Source organism: Lysobacter enzymogenes (assembly GCF_023617245.1).
Classification (GTDB): Bacteria; Pseudomonadota; Gammaproteobacteria; order Xanthomonadales; family Xanthomonadaceae; genus Lysobacter; species Lysobacter yananisis.
Map to the genome: position 1 here is coordinate 2,006,000 of NZ_CP067396.1, position 16,953 is coordinate 2,022,952.

The 16,953-nt window shown below is 70.3% G+C and carries 14 protein-coding genes and 1 pseudogene; 7 read left to right on the forward strand and 8 right to left on the reverse strand.

Going from position 1 to position 16,953, the window contains the following annotated elements; translation table 11 throughout:
• Positions 1-7 precede the first annotated feature (7 nt).
• The 4 genes from JHW41_RS08420 to JHW41_RS26630 form a co-directional block, all read right to left on the reverse strand.
• Positions 8-2,023 (reverse strand): M13 family metallopeptidase, encoded by a 2,016-nt coding sequence (locus JHW41_RS08420; protein WP_250449610.1) that lies wholly within the window; start codon positions 2,021-2,023, stop codon positions 8-10.
• A 268-nt stretch (positions 2,024-2,291) separates the two neighbouring features.
• Positions 2,292-4,412 carry a M13 family metallopeptidase gene (locus JHW41_RS08425; RefSeq protein ID WP_428995476.1) on the reverse strand — a complete coding sequence of 707 codons (2,121 nt, stop codon included), beginning with the start codon at positions 4,410-4,412 and terminating at the stop codon, positions 2,292-2,294.
• A gap of 260 nt (positions 4,413-4,672) precedes the next feature.
• The gene (locus tag JHW41_RS08430; RefSeq protein WP_428995477.1) at positions 4,673-6,778 is read right to left on the reverse strand and encodes a M13 family metallopeptidase; all 2,106 of its coding nucleotides are present in this window, start codon (positions 6,776-6,778) and stop codon (positions 4,673-4,675) included.
• Between the two features lie 90 nt (positions 6,779-6,868).
• Positions 6,869-6,967, reverse strand: coding sequence for a hypothetical protein (locus tag JHW41_RS26630; RefSeq protein WP_428995522.1), 99 nt, complete (start codon positions 6,965-6,967; stop codon positions 6,869-6,871).
• On the opposite strand from JHW41_RS26630, the pseudogene JHW41_RS26635 reads away from it, so the two are divergent.
• From JHW41_RS26635 to JHW41_RS08455, 6 genes and pseudogenes are all read left to right on the forward strand, one after another.
• A pseudogene (locus JHW41_RS26635) lies at positions 6,933-7,007 on the forward strand (DUF6053 domain-containing protein); the annotation flags it as partial. The gene JHW41_RS26630 and the pseudogene JHW41_RS26635 overlap by 35 nt on opposite strands.
• An 87-nt stretch (positions 7,008-7,094) precedes the next feature.
• Positions 7,095-8,474, forward strand: coding sequence for an MBL fold metallo-hydrolase (locus JHW41_RS08435; protein ID WP_250449611.1), 1,380 nt, complete (start codon positions 7,095-7,097; stop codon positions 8,472-8,474).
• 20 nt (positions 8,475-8,494) lie between these two features.
• Entirely contained in the window at positions 8,495-9,187 is a 693-nt protein-coding gene (locus JHW41_RS08440) for a M24 family metallopeptidase (RefSeq protein WP_250449612.1), read from the forward strand.
• A gap of 53 nt (positions 9,188-9,240) precedes the next feature.
• The gene (locus tag JHW41_RS08445) at positions 9,241-9,807 is read left to right on the forward strand and encodes a type II secretion system protein GspG (RefSeq protein WP_250449613.1); all 567 of its coding nucleotides are present in this window, start codon (positions 9,241-9,243) and stop codon (positions 9,805-9,807) included.
• 123 nt (positions 9,808-9,930) lie between these two features.
• Positions 9,931-10,350 carry a type II 3-dehydroquinate dehydratase gene (locus JHW41_RS08450; RefSeq protein ID WP_250449614.1) on the forward strand — a complete coding sequence of 140 codons (420 nt, stop codon included), beginning with the start codon at positions 9,931-9,933 and terminating at the stop codon, positions 10,348-10,350.
• Positions 10,351-10,649: 299 nt separating this feature from the next.
• Positions 10,650-12,899: a S8 family serine peptidase gene (locus JHW41_RS08455; RefSeq protein ID WP_250449615.1), complete on the forward strand. Its 2,250-nt coding sequence runs from the start codon at positions 10,650-10,652 to the stop codon at positions 12,897-12,899.
• A gap of 85 nt (positions 12,900-12,984) precedes the next feature.
• On the opposite strand, the gene JHW41_RS08460 is transcribed toward JHW41_RS08455, so the two are convergent.
• From JHW41_RS08460 to JHW41_RS26640, 3 genes are all read right to left on the reverse strand, one after another.
• The gene (locus JHW41_RS08460) at positions 12,985-14,589 is read right to left on the reverse strand and encodes a BCCT family transporter (protein WP_250449616.1); all 1,605 of its coding nucleotides are present in this window, start codon (positions 14,587-14,589) and stop codon (positions 12,985-12,987) included.
• A gap of 446 nt (positions 14,590-15,035) precedes the next feature.
• Positions 15,036-16,226, reverse strand: a complete 1,191-nt coding sequence (locus JHW41_RS08465) for a low temperature requirement protein A (protein WP_250449617.1) — start codon at positions 16,224-16,226, stop codon at positions 15,036-15,038.
• Between the two features lie 33 nt (positions 16,227-16,259).
• Positions 16,260-16,439 (reverse strand): DUF6053 domain-containing protein, encoded by a 180-nt coding sequence (locus JHW41_RS26640; protein ID WP_428995478.1) that lies wholly within the window; start codon positions 16,437-16,439, stop codon positions 16,260-16,262.
• Here JHW41_RS26640 and JHW41_RS26645 point away from each other — a divergent pair.
• A complete protein-coding gene (locus JHW41_RS26645; RefSeq protein ID WP_428995479.1) occupies positions 16,366-16,572 on the forward strand; it encodes a DUF6053 domain-containing protein in 207 nt (68 codons plus the stop codon). The genes JHW41_RS26640 and JHW41_RS26645 overlap by 74 nt on opposite strands.
• Here the strand turns inward: JHW41_RS26645 and JHW41_RS08470 are convergent.
• Complete coding sequence (locus JHW41_RS08470) at positions 16,476-16,850, reverse strand: hypothetical protein (RefSeq protein ID WP_428995480.1); 375 nt, start codon at positions 16,848-16,850, stop codon at positions 16,476-16,478. The two genes, JHW41_RS26645 and JHW41_RS08470, sit on opposite strands and share 97 nt — an antisense overlap.
• Between the last annotated feature and the right edge of the window lie 103 nt (positions 16,851-16,953).

The following is a 16,953-nucleotide window of genomic DNA, read 5'->3' on the forward strand; positions in this document are numbered from 1 at the left end:
CCGGCGATCAGGGAAAGACCTTGATCTGCTGGTCGGCCTTGCGGGTCATCGCGGTGCCGGCCTTGCAGCCGTAGGCCTCGCCGAACGCGGGCAGGTTCGACAGCGGGATGTTGGTGCGCCACTGGCCCGGGGCGTGGATGCCCGAGGCCGCGCGCTGCGCCGCGGCTTCCGGGCTCAGCTGCTGCGCCCACACGCCGGCCCAGGCCTTGAAGAAGGTCTGGTTGGCGTCCTTGTTCGCGGCCGGCTGGGCGGCGCGGTACGCGCTCCAGGCCAGCTCGACGCCGGCCTGGTCGGCGATGGCGACGTCGCGCACCTGGTTGCCGTTGACCTTGACCGAGCCCAGGCCCGGCCAGGATTCGGCGCTGTACTGCGCGGCCACGCGCGCGGCGAGCGCGTCCCAGGCCGAGACTTCGGCCGGGGTCCACCAGTCGCGCACTTCCTGCTTGGCGTTGACGTAGCGGCCGCGGCTGTCGAAACCGTGGGTCAGCTCGGCGCCGACCAGGGCGCCGAAGGAACCGTACTGCGCGGACTCCGGACGGCTCATGTCGAGCACCGGCGCCTGCAGCATCGCCGCGGTCACGATCAGGCGGTTCTGGGCGATGTCGTAGGCCAGCGACGGCTCCTGCGGCAGCACGTCCCAGCGGCGGTCGGCGTTGCCGCGGCCGATCCGCTTCATTTCCTCGCGGTGGCGCCAGGTCGAGGCGATCAGCATGTTGCTGCCGAAGCTGCCGCGGCCCATCGGCTGCACGGTGTAGTCGAGGTCGCGCTTGGGCGTGCCGACTTCGATCTTGAGCTTGCCGAGCTTGGCGCGCGCTTCGTTCTTGACGCCGTCGCTGAAGCGGGTGTCGGCGTCGATGGCCTTGGCCAGCGCCTCGCGCACCTGCTGGGCGATCTGCTCGGCGCGCTGGTCGGTCGCGGCCGGCAGGTAGCGCGCGGCGTACTCGTGGCCGACCATCGGGCCGGCGGCGAGGGTGATCGCGTCGAGCACCGCCTGTTGGCGCGCGGGCTGCTCGCGCTGGCCGCGCAGGATCTTGCCGCGGAAGTCGAATTCGGCGTCGCGGAACGACTTGGCCAGGTACGGCGCCATCGAGTCGCCGACGCGCCAGCGCAGGTAGACCTTCCACTGCTCGGGCTTGAGCTGGTCGATCAGCTTGTCCATCTCGGCGAACAGCGCCGGATTGGCCATCGACACGCTGTCGTCGCTGACGCCCTGGGCCTTGAGGAAGTCGCCCAGCTGCAGGCGCTTGTAGGTCTTGCCCAGGGTGTTGGTGGCGACCGGCGCGTAGTTCGCGCGCGGATCGCGCAGGTCCGCCAGCGGCTTGGAGGCGCGGGCCAGGCGGGTTTCCAGGTCGATCACCAACTGCGACTCGGCGGCGAGCTTTTCCTTCGGCGTGCCGGTCAGGGTCAGGATCTTCTGCACGTAGACGTTGTACTGCGCCAGCAGCTGGCGGGTGTCGTTGTCGGTGCGGGTGTAGTAGGCCGGGTCCGGCAGGCCCAGGCCGCCCTGGCTGAAGTAGCCGATGTGGCGTTCCAGGTCCTGCAGGTCGATGTCGGCGCCGAAGTTGAACAGCACCGGGATGCCGACCTGGTGCAGGGCGGCGATCGAGGCGGGGATGTCCTTGGACTTCTTGATCGCGTTGATGCGGCCCAGCAGCGGGGCGATCGGCTGCGAGCCGTCGCGCTCGACCGCGGCCTCGTCCAGGCCGCTGGCCCAGAAGTCGCCGAGCAGCTTCTGCACGTTGCCCTGCGGCGAGGTCATCGCGGTGTTGAGCAGTTCCAGCTGCTGGCGGCGGGCGTTGTTGGCCAGGGTTTCCAGCGCCGAGACCGAGGCGGCGCCGGACAGCGGGTTGGCGCGCAGCCAATCGGCGTTGGCGTTGCCGTAGAAGTCGGTGCAGGCGTTGGCGACGGCCGGGGCCTTGGACTTGGGCGCGGCCTTCTTCTTGGCGGCGTCGGCGGCGGGCGAGGCCAGGCCGGCGATGAGGCTCAGGGCGAGGGCGCAGGCAAGCGGGCGTAGGGTCAGCATCGCGTAGTCCATCCGGAGGATGCGGGAGTTTAACAATCCGGCGTGGGATGGCGGTGAACGGGGTTGGGAGTTCGGTGTCGTGACGCTGTTCCTCCTCCCGTTGGCGGGAGAAGGCGGCCCGAAGGGCCGGATGAGGGCAGCGGCGGGCGGCCCTCATCCCAACCCATCTCCCGCAAGCGGGAGAGGGGCTAAGCAAAAACAAAGGCCCGGGGAATCCCCGGGCCTTCGTCGATGCATCGGCTTCGGCGCAATTACCGCGCCGCCACGATCACCAGATGATCACCTGCTTGTCGCCCTCGCGCACCATCGGCTGGCCCGGCTTGCACGAGAACGCGGCCGCGAACGACGGCAGGTTCGACGGCGCGCCGATCGCGCGGAAGTTGGCGAGCGCGTGCTCGTCGGTCTGCAGGCGCATCTTCTCCTCGTCCGGGGTGAAGTTGCGGCGCCACACCGTGGCCCAGTTGAGGAAGAAGCGCTGGTCGCGGGTCAGGCCGTCGGTCTTCGGGTCCGGGGTCTCGCCCGCGGCCTTCTTCATCGCGTCGTACGCGGTGGCCAGGCCGCCGAGGTCGGCGATGTTCTCGCCCAGGGTGTGGGTGCCGTTGACCTTCTGGCCGCCGATCGCGGTGTAGCCGTCGAACTGCTTGATCAGCTTGCCGGTCAGGCCCGAGAACGCCTTGGCGTCGGACGGCGCCCACCACACTTCCATGTTGCCGGTCGGGCCGAAGCGCGAACCCTGGTCGTCGTAGCCGTGGGTCATCTCATGGCCGATCACCGCGCCGATGCCGCCGTAGTTGGCCGCGTCGTCGGCCTTGGGATCGAAGAACGGCGGCTGCAGGATCGCGGCCGGGAACACGATCTCGTTCTGCAGCGGGTTGTAGTAGGCGTTGACCGTCTGCGGGCTCATGCCCCACTCGGTCTTGTCGACCGGCTTGCCGACCTTGCTCAGGTTCCACTTGTAGTTGAACTCGTTGGCCGCCTTGACGTTGGCGTAGTAGCTGTCGCGGCTGGTCGCCAGGCCGCTCCAGTCGCGCCACTTGTCCGGGTAGCCGATCTTGGGGGTGAAGCCGGCCCACTTCTCCAGCGCCTTCTTCTTGGTGTCGGCGCTCATCCACGACAGGTTCTCGATGCGCACCTTCAGCGCCTGGCGCAGGTTCTCCACCAGCGCCTGCATGCGCTGCTTGGATTCGGCCGGGAACGCGACCTTCACGTACAACTGGCCCATCGCTTCGCCGGCCTGGCCCTCGACGGTGTCGAGCACGCGCTTCCAGCGGTCCTTCATTTCCTTCTGGCCGCGCAGGGTCTTGGAATAGAAGTTGAAGTTCTCCTGCACGAACGCGTCGGACAGGAACGGCGAGGCGCCGTCGATCGCGTGGAAGCGCAGGTAGGCCTGCCAGGCGGCGGCCGGGGTGTCGGCGATCATCTTGCTGACTTCCTGGTGGAAGCCCGGCACCGCCAGCGAGAACATCTTCGGCGCGGCCACGCCCTGCGACTCGAAGAACTTGGTCCAGGAGAAGTTCGGGGTCAGCTCGTCGGCCTTGGCCGGGCTCAGCGGGTTGTAGTACAGCGAGACGTCGCGCGAGAGCTGCTCGCGGGTCTTGGAGGCCTTGGCCAGGCGGGTCTCGAACGCGATCACGTCCTTGGCCTGCTTGGCGGCGTCCTCGGGCTTGGCGCCGCCGAGTTCCAGCACCTTCGCCACGTGCTGTTCGTACGCGGCCAGCTTGTCCTTGAACTTGGCGTCGGTGTAGTACGGCGCGTCGGGCAGGCTCAGGCCGCCCTGCGAGGCGTAGGCGATGTTGTTGGCCGAATCCTTGAAGTCGGCCTCGGCGCCGAAGCCGAACAGCGGGTTGTCGCCGGTCGCGGCGGTCTCGCGCAGGTAGGCGGCGATCTTCTCGGGGCTGTCGATCGCGTCGATCTTGGCCAGGTCGCCCTTCAGCGGTTCCAGGCCCTGGGCGTTGATCTTGGCTTCGTCCATGCCGGTGGCCCACAGGTCGCCGACGATCTTCTCCACGCCGGTGGCCTTGGTGTCGGCCGCGGCCTGCTGGGCGAGCTGGTGCTGGACGTCGTTGGAACGCTCGTCGAGCATTTCGAACGCGCCCCAGGAGGTGCGGTCGCCCGGGATCGGGTTGGCCGCGAGCCACTTGCCGTTGGCGTAGCCGGCGAAGTCGACGCAGGCGTCCTTGCTGCTGTCCAGGTCGGCGATCTCGAAGCGGTTGACCTTCTGCAGCTTGCTCTCGTCGAGCGTCAGCGCGGCGGGTTCGGCCGGCTTGGCGGCGGCCTGGTCGGCGGCCGGCGCGTTCGCGGCCGGGGCTTCGGTTTTGCCGCCGCAGGCCGCCACGGCGGTGGCGATGGCGACGGACAACAACAGGACTTGCGGTTTCTTGAGGGTCACAGCGGGCTCCGGCCGTAAGGCGTAGGCGTGAAACGAGGCGGGAATTGTGGCCGATTCCAGGGCGTCGCGGCAGGCGCGAGCCCCCGGCACCGGGCCGACGATAGTCCGGCGGGGCGTGCCCGCAGGGTGTCGAAGGTCATGTGTGACGGCTTCGTAATGTTCAGGGAGGGCGGGACCGGGGACCGGGGACCAGGGACCGGGGTCCGAGCAGAGCGGCAGATCGCCGGGCTTCTGGCGGGTCCCGGGTCCCCGGTCCCGAGTCACCAAATGACGACCTGCTTGTCCGCCGTGCGCACCATCGCCTGGCCGGGCTTGCACGAGAACGCGGCGGCGTAGGCCGGCAGGTTCGACGGCGCGCCGATCGCGCGCAGGTCGCTGGGGGCGTGCGGGTTGGAGGCGACCAGCACCTTGAGCAGGTCCGGCGTGTAGCGGTCGCGCCAGCTCATCGCATAGCTCATGAAGAAGCGCTGGTCGCGGCTGAAGCCGTCGGTCTTGGGATCGGGCGTGTCGCCGACGGCCCGATGCATGGCGTCGTAGGCGGTGGCCAGGCCGCCGAGGTCGGCGATGTTCTCGCCCAGGGTCAGCTTGCCGTTGACCTTCAGCCCCGGCGCCGCCTCGTAACCGTCGAACTGCTCGATCAGCTTCTGGCTGCGCGCGGCGAAGCCCTTGGCGTCGGCCGGCGTCCACCAGTCGGCGAGGTTGCCGCGGGCGTCGAAGCGCGCGCCCTGGTCGTCGTAACCGTGGGTCATCTCATGGCCGATCACCGCGCCGATGCCGCCGTAGTTGGCCGCGTCGTCGGCCTTGGGATCGAAGAACGGCGGCTGCAGGATCGCGGCCGGGAACACGATCTCGTTCTGCAGCGGGTTGTAGTAGGCGTTGACCGTCTGCGGGCTCATGTTCCATTCGGTCTTGTCGACCGGCTGGCCGATCTTGCCCAGGCGCCACTTGTAGTTGAATTCGTTGGCGGCCATGACGTTGGCGTAGTAGCTGTCGCGGCCGGTCGCCAGGCCGCTCCAGTCGCGCCATTTGTCCGGGTAGCCGATCTTCGGGGTGAAGCTGGCCCACTTCTCCAGCGCCTTCTTCTTGGTGTCGGCGCTCATCCACGACAGATTCTCGATGCGCGCCTTCAACGCGGTGCGCAGCTGCTGCACCAGCGCCTCGGTCTGGGCCTTGGCGTCCGGCGGGAACGCGACCTTGACGTAGAGCTGGCCCATCGCCTCGCCGGCCTGGTCGTCGATGCCGCCGAGCACGCGCTTCCAGCGCGCCTTGGGCTCCTTCTGGCCGAGCATGGTCTTGGCGTGGAATTCGAAGTTCTCGGCGACGAAAGCGTCGCCGAGGTAGGGCGAGGCGTTGTCGACGGCGTGGTAGCGCAGGAACGCGCGCCAGGTCGCCGGCGGTACGTCGGCGATCATCTTGCTGACTTCCTGGTGGAAGCCGGGCACCGCCAGCGAGAACGTCTTCGGCGCGGCCACGCCTTGCGATTCGAAGAATTGGGTCCAGGAGAAATTCGGAGTCAGCTCGTCGGCCTTGGCCGGGCTGATCGGGTTGTAGTACAGGGCGACGTCGCGCGAGAACTGCTCGCTCGACAGCGACACCCGCGCCAGCCGGGTCTCGAATTCGAGCACGGCCTTGGCCTGCGCTTGCGCGTCGGCGGCGCTGGCGCCGGCCAGCTCCAGCACCTTGGCGATGTGCTTGCCGTAGGCGGCGAGCTTGTCGCGCTTGTCGGCGTCGAAGTAATAGCCGCGGTCGGGCAGGCCGAGCCCGCCTTGCACGGCGTAGGCCATGTTCACCGCGGAATTCTTGAAGTCGGCCTCCGGCGAGAAGTCGAACAGCACGTTGCGGCCGAGCGCGGCGCTGTCGCGCAGGTAGGCCGACAGGCGCTCGGGCGAATCCACCGCGTCGATCGCCGCCAGTTCGTCCTTCAGCGGCGCCAGGCCCTGGGCGTTGATCTTGGCCTCGTCCATGCCGGTGGCCCACAGGTCGCCGATCAGTTTCTCCACGCCGGCGGCCTTGGCGTCGCCGGCGGCCTGTTCGGCGAGCTGGCGCTGGATCGCCAGCGAGCGTTCGGCCAGCACGTCGGACACGCCCCACGAGGAGCGGTCGCCGGGGATCGGGTTGGCCGCGAACCACTTGGCGTTGACGTAGCCGGTGAGGCTGTCGCAGGCGTTGTGGGACGGGTCCAGGTCGGTCGCGGCGAAGCGCACCGGCTGCGGCAGCTTGGATTCGTCGAGCGCGAGCGCGGCGGCGGGCGCCGGGGCCTGGGCTTGCGGCGCGGCCGCCGGCGCGGACGGTTCGGGCTTGGCGCAGGCGGTCGCCGCGGCGGCGAGGGCCAGCGGCAGCAACAGGCGGCGGGGGCGGAGGGTCATCGCGGAAACTCCCTGAAGGCATGGAACGGTCGCGGCGCGGGCGCGCAACCCCGCGATGATGGACCCGGCGGCCGCCGGGGGAGGGTGTCTTCAGTCACGTGGGGTGGCGGGCGGCTTTGCCCGATGCGGGCTTTGCGGCGAGGTGGGGGTCGCTTCGGTTCCGATGTCTTGCGATCCGTTCGCGGCGATCCGAACCAAGAGCATCGGGACTGAAGTCCCTCCCACGACCGCCCGCCGCCGCGAAACCTTCCTCGCCGGCCGCATGCTAATTTCGGCGCACGCCGCGGCCCCCGCCGCGGCCGAGGAGTCCGATCCGATGCGAGTGCATTTCCACGGCGCGGCCGGCGAGGTCACCGGTTCGCTGCACGAAGTCGAAGCCGCCGGCCATCGCCTGCTGCTCGACTGCGGCATGATCCAGGGCAGCCCCGAAGCCGAGCGCCGCAACCTCGATCCGTTCGGTTTCGACGCCGCCGCGCTCGACGCGCTGGTGATCAGCCACGCCCACATCGACCACATCGGCCGGGTGCCGCTGCTGCTCAAGCGCGGGTTCCGCGGCGAGATCCACGCCCAGCAGGCCACCGCCGAGCTGATGCGGATCATGCTGCTGGATTCGGCGTCCATCGCCGAAAGCGAAGCCGAGCGCGGCAACCGCCGGCGTCGCGCCGGCGAGCCGGAACTGCAACCGCTGTACACCCGCGAGGACGTGGAGGAAACGATGCGCCGGGTGCGCCCGCTGCGCTACGGCAGCGACAGCGACAGCGAGATCCTGCCCGGCGTGCGGCTGACCTTGCGCGAGGCCGGCCACATCCTCGGCTCGTCGGTGGTGGAACTGCGCGCCGACGGCCGCACCCTGGTGTTCTCCGGCGACCTCGGCCCGAAGGGCACGCCGATCCTGCGCGATCCCGAACCCATCGCCGCCGCCGACCTGGTGCTGATGGAATCCACGTACGGCGACCGCCTGCACAAGGACCGCGCCGAAACCATCCTCGAACTCGGCCGCATTCTCGACGCGGCCTGGAACGACGGCGGCAACGTGCTGATCCCGGCGTTCGCGGTCGGCCGCAGCCAGGAACTGCTGTACTGGTTCGCCAAGTACTGGGACGAGTGGAAGCTCTCGCGCTGGAAGATCTTCCTCGACAGCCCGATGGCGGCCAAGGTGGTCGCCGTCTACGACCGCCACGCCGAACTGTTCGACGAGGACGCGGCGAAGGTGTGGAAGGAAAAGCCCAACCCGTTCGACCTGCCCAATCTGCACCTGACCGTATCGGCCCAGGAGTCGATGGCGATCAATGCGATCGAACGCGGCGCGATCGTCATCGCCGGTTCCGGCATGGCCAACGCCGGCCGCATCCTGCACCACTTCCGCCAGAACCTCGACAAGCCGCAGACCCATGTGGTGTTCGTCGGTTACCAGGCCGAGGGCACGGTCGGCCGGCGCCTGGTCGAAGGCGCGCAGTGGGTGCGCATCCACGGCCGCGACATCCGCGCGCGCGCGCAGCGCCACACCATCGGCGGGCTGTCGGCGCACACCGACCAGCACGGCCTGATCGAGTGGTACGGCGCGATCGCCGGGCATCCGCCGCTGGCGCTGGTGCACGGCGAGGACAAGGCGCGCGAAGCGCTGGCGGGCGAGATCGGCCAACGCTTCGGCACCCGCGCGGTGCTGGCGCGGCCGGGCCTGACGTTGCAGGTTTGAACCCGGCCATGAGCGATGCCATGAGCGATACGAACGCGAACGCCAACGGTTGCGACGGCGTCGATCCCAAGCAGCGCGTCGGCGCGGCCTTCGACGCGGACGCGATGCAACGCGCGCGCGAGCTGACCTGGCAGGCGGTGGAGCGCATCCGCGCGCGGATCGCGCCGGGGATGCGCGAATCGCAGGCGCGCGAGATGGGCCAGCGCACCCTGGTCGAGATGGGCATGGGCCGGATCTGGCACCCGCTACTGATCCGCTTCGGCGCCAACACCCTCAAGACCTTCCGCGAGCGCTCCGAGGGCGATCCGGAACTCGGCGCGAACGATATCTACTTCATCGACATGGGCGTGGTCTGGAACGGCCACGAAGGCGATTCGGGCGATACGTTCGTGGTCGGCGACGATGCGGACATGCACGCCTGCGCCGCCGCCGCGCGGCAGTTGTTCGACGAAGTCGCGCAGCGCTGGCGCGAGCGCGGCGCCAGCGGGCCGCAGCTGTACGGTTACGCGCAGGAACGCGCGCAGGCGCTGGGCTGGCGGCTGAACCTCGACATCCAGGGCCACCGGGTCAGCGACTTCCCGCATGCGGTGTACCGCGCCGGCGACCTCGGCGAGTTCGAAGGCACGCCGGCGCCGGGGCTGTGGATCCTGGAAATCCAGATCGCCCACCCCGAGCGGCCGTTCGGGGCGTTCTACGAGGATCTGCTGGTCTAGCGGCGCGCGGCGCGCCCGCCGGCAGGGAAGCGGACGGATCGCAGGAGGCAGGGATGAACGTGCGGTTGCGCAAACGCGTGGTGGGCGCGGTCGTCGCGGTCGGGTTTCTGGCCTCGATCGTGTGGCTGCTGCACCTGGTGCTGGGACCGCATTGCACTCCGCATGCGCGGGTGCAGGCGCAGGTGGCGATACTCGGCGAAAAGGTCCGCGCCTTCCGCTGCGACGTCGGCTTCCTGCCCGGGGCGCTGTCGACGCTGGCCGCCGGCGACCTGCCTTACGGCCGTTACGCGAACGAGTACGACCTGACCGACAGCTGGGGCCGCGCGCTCTACTACGCCTCCGACGACCGCCAGGGCCGCTTCGCCCTGTTCTCGCTGGGGCGCGACGGATTGCCCGGCGGTCGCGACGAGGACGCGGACATCGTGTTCGAGGGCAGCCTGGCGCCGCTGGACCGCGAGATCTGGCGCAACCGCGGCTCGCCGGTGCAGGCCATCGATTGCAGCGCGTACCGGTCGCCGCCGCAACCGTCGCTGATGCTGCGCCAGGCCGCAGCCGCCGAAGCGGCCAAGCCGGCGCCGCGGCGCGGCGATGACGCCAGCGGATGCCGGCGCGATCGATAGCGCGCGATCGCTGCGTTGCGATGCGGCGATTGCGAAGAATTTACGCGCGCCGTCGCCGGCCGGCATGGCGGCTTTATGCGGCCGGCGCGCACGCTGCGCGCATCTCCCCATCGTCACCAACGCATGAGCATCCTGATCCTGCAAGGCCGCCATTCGGCTGCGCTGCCGCTGCAATCGCAACTGCTGACCGAACTGCGCCGGCTCGCGCAGGCGGTCGGCCGCCACCTCGAACTGCGGCCCTGCGCGGACCTGCGCGAACTGATCGGCAGCCTGCGCGCGGCGCGCCGGCGCGGCTGCGAGTTCGTCCTGCTCGACCCGGGCGAACTGGCGCCGCAGGCGCTGGCCAGCCCCGAGCCGCTGCGGCAGGCGCTGGACGAACTGCCCAGCGACTACATCGAAGTGCACGCCGACAGCGCCACCACGCTCGACGAACGCTTGCGCGCGCGCGCCGCGCCGATCGCCACCATCGTCATCAACGGAGATCTGGCCGCGAGCTACCGCCTCGCCTTGGGCATCGCGCTGCGGCGGTTGGGACGGGCCTGAGCCGGCGGTCGCCGCCGATGGTCCGGCGTCGCAGGCGCGGCCGCGGCAGCGACGCGAATTGGGCGCTCCATCGCATTCCGGCAGCCGCGGTCGCCGGCGGCGACGTAGGGTGTTTTCTACATAAGAAAGCGTTCTGAAGTTTTTTCCGATCGGTGTAGGGAGGGGCTTCGCCATCGGCGTTAGATCGAGTGAAAGGCGCATTTTTTGTGTCCTTTCATGATGTCGGGCGCGGCCCGCGCCAACCCCCTGCGGGTCGCGCCCGGCGTTTTTCGACCTTCCCCATTCGGAGCCGTTCCTGCATGAAGATCCCCTCTGGAAAACGCCGTCACGCCGCGCTCGCCATCGGCATCGCGGTCGGTCTCGGCGCGCTGTGGTCGGGCCTGTCCTCGTCCTCGTCGTCGCCTGCGTCCGTCGCCGCGGCGGGCGCGCAGGCCGCGCATCCGGGCGCGACGGGCGCCGCGCCGGCGCCGGCCGGGCGCATGCTGCCGGTCGCGCTGAACGCCTTCGCCCAGCCGCGCAACGACGCCCAGGCCAAGCTCGGCGGGCAGTTGCTGCAGGCCCTGCAGGCGGCCGAAGCCGCCGCCGCCGCGCCGGGCGCGTCGGCCGTCGCCGCCGGCGCCGGCGCCGTCCGCGCGGGCGGCAGCGCCGGCGCCGCCGCGCCGAGCGTGGCCGTGCAGATCGCCGCGCTGGTCCAGGCCGGCGTGCCGGCCAAGCTGCGCGAGGACAACCGCGTATCGGTCCACATCGACCTCGCCGCCACGCCCGAACAGATCGAACGTCCCGGCGTGCTCGCGCGCCTGGGCGGCGAACTGGCCGGCAGCCTGCAGCGCGCCGGCATCCGCGCGCAGCAGATCGCCGGCTCCGCCGTGCTCGACGCGAGCGTGCCGCTGGACCGCATGGAGTGGGTCGCCGCACAGGCGCTGGTCGCGCGCGTGGATCTCAAGACCCTGCCGAACTTCGCCCAGGCGGCTCCCGCTCCGGTCGCCACCCAGGGCGCCGCCGCCAGCGAGGTGCAGCGCCTGCACGATCTGGGCCTGAACGGCGAGGGCATCACCGTCGCGGTCATCGACGGCTTCGACGACACCGACGGCGAAGTCGCCGCGCTGCAGGCCGCGGGCGAATGGCCCGACGCCGATCGCCTGACCCTGCGCCGCGACGCCGCCGGCGGGTTCGGCGCCGACGATTCCAGCCACGGCAACGCCGTGCTCGAGATCGCCTACGACCTCGCCCCGCAGGCCAGCTTCATCGCCTACGACACCAGCGACAACAACGACTGGGCCGCGGCCGTGCGCCACGCCGCCAACCTCGACGCGAACAACGTCGCCCAGGGCCGCCCGCGCGCGCAGGTCATCACCGCCTCGCTCGGTTTCGAGAACGGCAGCATCGGCGACGGCAGCGGCCGCCTGGGCTTCCTCAAGGGCCTCTACGACGCGATCCGCGCCGCCCGCGCCAACGGCGTGGTGGTGCTCAACGCCGCCGGCAACGAAGCGCTCAAGCACTGGGGCGGCGCCAGCAACGTCGACGCCAACGGCTTCCAGCGCTGGAACGCGGCGGGAGAGACCTACAACCTGCTCAACAACGGCCAGTGCTTCCCGGTGGCCGGCAACTACAGCCTGTCGGCCTCGCTGTTCTGGAACGACTGGGCCGGCGGCGCCAACGCCGCCAACCTCACCGACCAGGACTACGGCCTGCACCTGTACCGCCGCGGCAACCCGAACGGGCAAGGCGTGGCGTCGTGGGTGCTGGTCGGCTCGGTCGACGCGCGCCAGAACGGCGGCGCCGGCCAGGAGCCGGTGGAGCGCTTCAACTACACCCCGCCGGCCAACCAGGCCACGCGCGAGTGCGGCAACCGCGGCGCGGTCTACGCGGTGCGGGTCAGCCGCAACACCGCCGGCGCCAACAACAACCTGCAGCTGTTCGCCAACTGGGGCATCGGCCGCTCGGTGCCCGAGCGCAGCCTGAGTTTCCCGGCCGATACCGCCGACGTACTGACCATCGCCGCGCTCAACGTCGGCGATTCGGCGCTGGAGAACTACAGCTCGCGCGGCCCGGCGCTGGCCGCCGGCGGCGCGCTGCCGGGCAACGGCGCGGACAACAACCCCAAGCCCAACGCCGCCAGCTTCGCCAACGTCGATACCGTGTCCTACGGGCCGGGGGAGTTCAACGGCACGTCCTCGGCGACGCCGCACGTGGCCGGCCTGGCCGCGCTGGTGCTGCAACGGCAGATCGAATTGGCGCAGGGCGACGCGCAGGACGGGCAAGATCCGCCGGACGTGCAGGACACCGCGGCCAAGCGCCTGGCGCTGGCCAACGCCACCCGCGACAGCCTGCAGCAGGTCGGCCGCACCGGCGGCAACGACCTCGGCGCGGTCGGCCACGACGGCAGCTACGGCTACGGGCGCGTGCGCTTCCACGCCAACTCGGACGCCTGCTTCACCGCCGCGGCGTACCGCGACAACGTGATCGACTTCCTGCAGGAACAACTGACCGCGCAGGAGCGGCAGATCCGCGTCGACCAGAACCAGGCGACCTGCGAGTCGCGCCAGTAAGCCGACGCGCGCGCCCGGCCGTTGCGGCCGGGCGCGCGCCCAAGTGTCGGACGCGGCGGGAGCCTGGTGAGGCTCCCGCCGTTTTTCATGCGGCGGCGTCGGCCGATGCGGGCCCGCGCGGCGCTTGCTGGGGCTGGGGGGGCTGCGCCGAGGCGTCGGCGCCGGCGTCCTCGCGCTGCAGCCAGCGCTGCATCGCATGGCGGAAGCGCGCCGCCTGCCGCTGCTGGCGCACGTATTCCTGATCCAGCGCGCGATACAGCGACCACATGATCAGCGCCAGCAACAGCGCGAACGGCAGCGCGGCGACGGTGATCGCGCCTTGCAGCGCATCCAACCCGCCGGCCAGCAGCAAGGTCACCGCGATCAGCGCCTGGATCGCGCCCCACACCGCGCGCCGCCACAGCGGCGGGTCTTCGCGTTCGTCGCTGGACATGCTCGCCAGCACCAGGGTGGCCGAGTCGGCCGAGGTGACGAAGAAGATCATCAGCAGCGCGATCGCCGCCACCGCCAGCAGGTGCGCACCCGGCAGCTGGTCGAGCAGCGAGAACAGCACCTGCTCGTAGCCCTGCGCCAGCGCGCCGCCGAGGTCGGCGCCGGCGAACATCTGCGCCCACAGCGCGGTGCCGCCGAAGGTGGCGAACCACACGAAGCTCATCAGCGACGGCACCAGCACCACCCCGAACACGAATTCGCGGATGCGCCGGCCGCGCGAGATGCGGGCGATGAAGCTGCCCACGAACGGCGCCCAGGCGATCCACCAGGCCCAGTAGAAGATCGTCCATTCGCCGACCCACGGGTCGCGCGAGAACGGCGCCATGCGCAGGCTCATGTTCGGCAGTTGGTTGATGTAGCTGCCGAGCGTGGTGGTGAAGGTCTCGAACACGAACGCGGTCGGCCCGGCCACCAGCACGAAGGCCAGCAGCAGCGCGGCCAGGGCGAGGTTGAGGTTGCTCAGCCATTTGATGCCGCGGTGCAGGCCGGTGAGGGTCGAGGCCATGTACAGCACGAACGCCACCGCGACCACGCACAGCTGCAGCGCCGGCGTCGCCTGCAGGCCGAACACGCGCGCGAGGCCGGCGCTGATCTGGATGGTGCCGAAGCCCAGCGTGGTGGCCACGCCGATCGCGGTGGCGACCACCGCGGCGACATCGACCAGCTTGCCGGGCCAGCGCCGGTGCCAGCGCCCGATCAGCGGTTGCAGCAGATCGCTGATCTGGCCGCGGCCGTTGCGGTTGAACTGGAACCAGGCCATCGCCAGCCCGACCAGGGCGTAGATCGCCCACGGGTGCAGGCCCCAGTGGAAGAACACGTAGCGCATCGACGCGCGCGCGGCCTGCATGCTGTCCGGCGTCAGCCCCTCGGGCGGGTGCTGGAAGTGCGAGATCGGTTCGGCCGCGCCCCAAAACACCAGGCCGATGCCCATGCCGGCGGCGAACAGCATCGACAGCCAACTGGTGCGCGAAAACTCGGGTTCGGCGTCGTCGCCGCCGATGCGCAGGTCGGCGAAGCGGCCGAGCGAGAGATACAGCAGGAACAGCAGCGCGGCGAACACCACGATCAGGTACAGCCAGCCGGCCTTGGCCACGGTGAGGGCCAGCGCGAATTGCGCGGCGGCGTTGAATTCCTGCGGGATCAGCGCGCCGGCGGCGACCAGGGCGGCGAGCAGGACGATGGACAATCGGAAAACCAAAGGGCTCTCTCCATGCGGGCGCGCGAATTTTTCGCGCGCAGGGCGCCGCTGCGCGGAACGCGCGAGAGCGGACGGACACGGCCCGGACGCCCGCGAGCGCGGGCGCAGCCGACTGAGGCAGCGGCGATGAGGGACCGACGGAGGCGCTCCGCGTCGCGAGCCATGGCCGCGGCGGTGGCGGCGCAAGCGGACGCGAGGGTCCGGTGCGAGATGCGGAGCCCGGCGATTGTAGCAAACGCTGGGTTTTCGGCCTTCACGCGGCCAAGACCACATCGTGCCGCAAGGCCTTTGAGCTTCGGTGGGAGGGCCTTCAGGCCCAATGCTTTCGTTTCAGCTCACTTCGATCCGACACAAAGGCATCGGGCCTGAAGGCCCTCCCACAGCAGGCTTGGCGCTGCGCCGTAAGGCTTTGCCGCCCGTTCTCGTCGATGTCTCGGCTCGTGCGTTCAGTGCGCCGGCGCGGCATTGCCGCGCCGCAGCGCCGCGGTCTCCCAGCCGGCGACGACGACGAACACCGTCGTGGTCGCCGCGCCGAGCGCCAGCGCCGACAGATGCAGCGGGCCGGCGGCGAACCACAGCGCGAGCAGCATCGCCAGCCCGGCCAGGTGCGACAGCGGCGGGAACTTGCGGGTGTTGGTGACCCACTTGAACAACGCGCAGCCCAGCAGGTACAGCGCCGGACCGCCGACGATGGCGGCGACGCCAGCGGCATCGGCGTGGCCCGGATGCACCAGCACCAGTTCGTCGGCGACCGCGCAGACGATGATGCCGCCGACGATCAGCAAATGCAGGTAGGTATAGGCCAGCCGCGCCTGACGCGCCGCGTCGCCGCCGTGGACCATGCGGTGTTCGCCGCGCGCCGCGCCGCTGTCGAAGTAGATCCACCACATCGCCACGCTGCCGAGGAACGCGCTCACGAACGCCGCCAGCGTGGTCGGGTTCCAGTCGAGCTTGGCGTAGGTGGCGCCGGTGATCAGGATCGATTCGCCCAGCGCGATGATCACGAACAGGCCGCAGCGCTCGGACAGGTGGCCGCCTTCGATGTCCCAGTCGGTCAGCGACGAACGGCCCAGGCCGGGCACGCGGAAGAACGAGATCGGGCCGAGGTATTCGATCGCGACCGCGGCCAGCCACCACCACAGCCGCGCCTCGGGTTCGGCCAGCCCGCCGAGCAGCCAGAACACCGCCGACACGCACAGCCACACCAGGATGCGGACGAAGTTGCGGAAATTGCCGGGACTGCGGCCGCCGCGCAGCGCCCACAGCATGAACGCCGTGCGCCCGACCTGCATCGCGGCGAAGGTCGCGCCGTAGGCCAGTCCGCGCTCGGCGAAGGCGTGCGGCAGCGACGAGGACAGCAACAGGCCGCCGAGCATCAGCGCGAAGATCATCAGCCGCACCGGAACCTTTTCCGGGTCGAGCCAGTTGGTGACCCAGGAGGTGTAGATCCACAGCCACCACACGCCCAGGAACAGCAGCCCGGTGCGCAGCGCGCCGGCGAGGTCGAGGTGTTCGAGCAGGGTGTGCGAGAGCTGGGTGACGGCGAACACGAACACCAGGTCGAAGAACAGTTCGGCGAAGCCGACCTTGGCGTGACCTTCGCGCAGGCGCAGCAGGCTGGGGCGGGATGGGGTCATGAGCGGAGGGGCCGGGGCGGGAGCGGAAACAGACTAGCGCGAAGGCTCGCGCAGGCGGCGTGCAGGCCGCAGAGGGTGGGTATCCACGAGAGGGCCTTCAGGCCCGACGCGCGCTGCAGTGGGAGGGCCTCCAGGCCCGATGCGCGTCGTGGTGGGAGGGCCTTCAGGCCCGATGCCTTTCGCTCCGGTCGCGGCGATCCGGGACAAATGCATCGGGCCTGAGGGCACTCCCACCGCAGCCAGTCGCCTTCAGCTCTTGGCCAGCCGCCACCACAGCAACGCGGCGACCGCGGCCGGCACGGCGTACACGCCGAGGAAGATCGGGAACTCCTCGGCCACGGTGTAGCCGGCGCGGGCGACGCCGATGTACAGGTTGATCCCCGCGCCGAGCAGCCACAGCGGCAAGAACGCCTTGATCGCAAGGATCAGCGGCGCCGCGCCTACGCCGCCGAAACCGCGGCCGGCGAGCAGGCACACGGCGAGCAGGACGAAGCCGCCGAGGATGACGAGGACGGTGTGCATGCGGGTTCCCCTGGTTTCGATGGCGATGCGTTCGACAACGATGTGTTCGACAGCGATGCGTTCGGTGGCGGTGCGGCCGCGGCGGCGCGAACGTGCGGCCATCTTTCGGCCCCGCGCGTGCAAGCCGCGTGCAGATCATCATGCAGATCGGCGTGCGTCGTCGTTGCCCGCCGCGGTCGTTTCACGCACGACGGCGGCGGGGCGT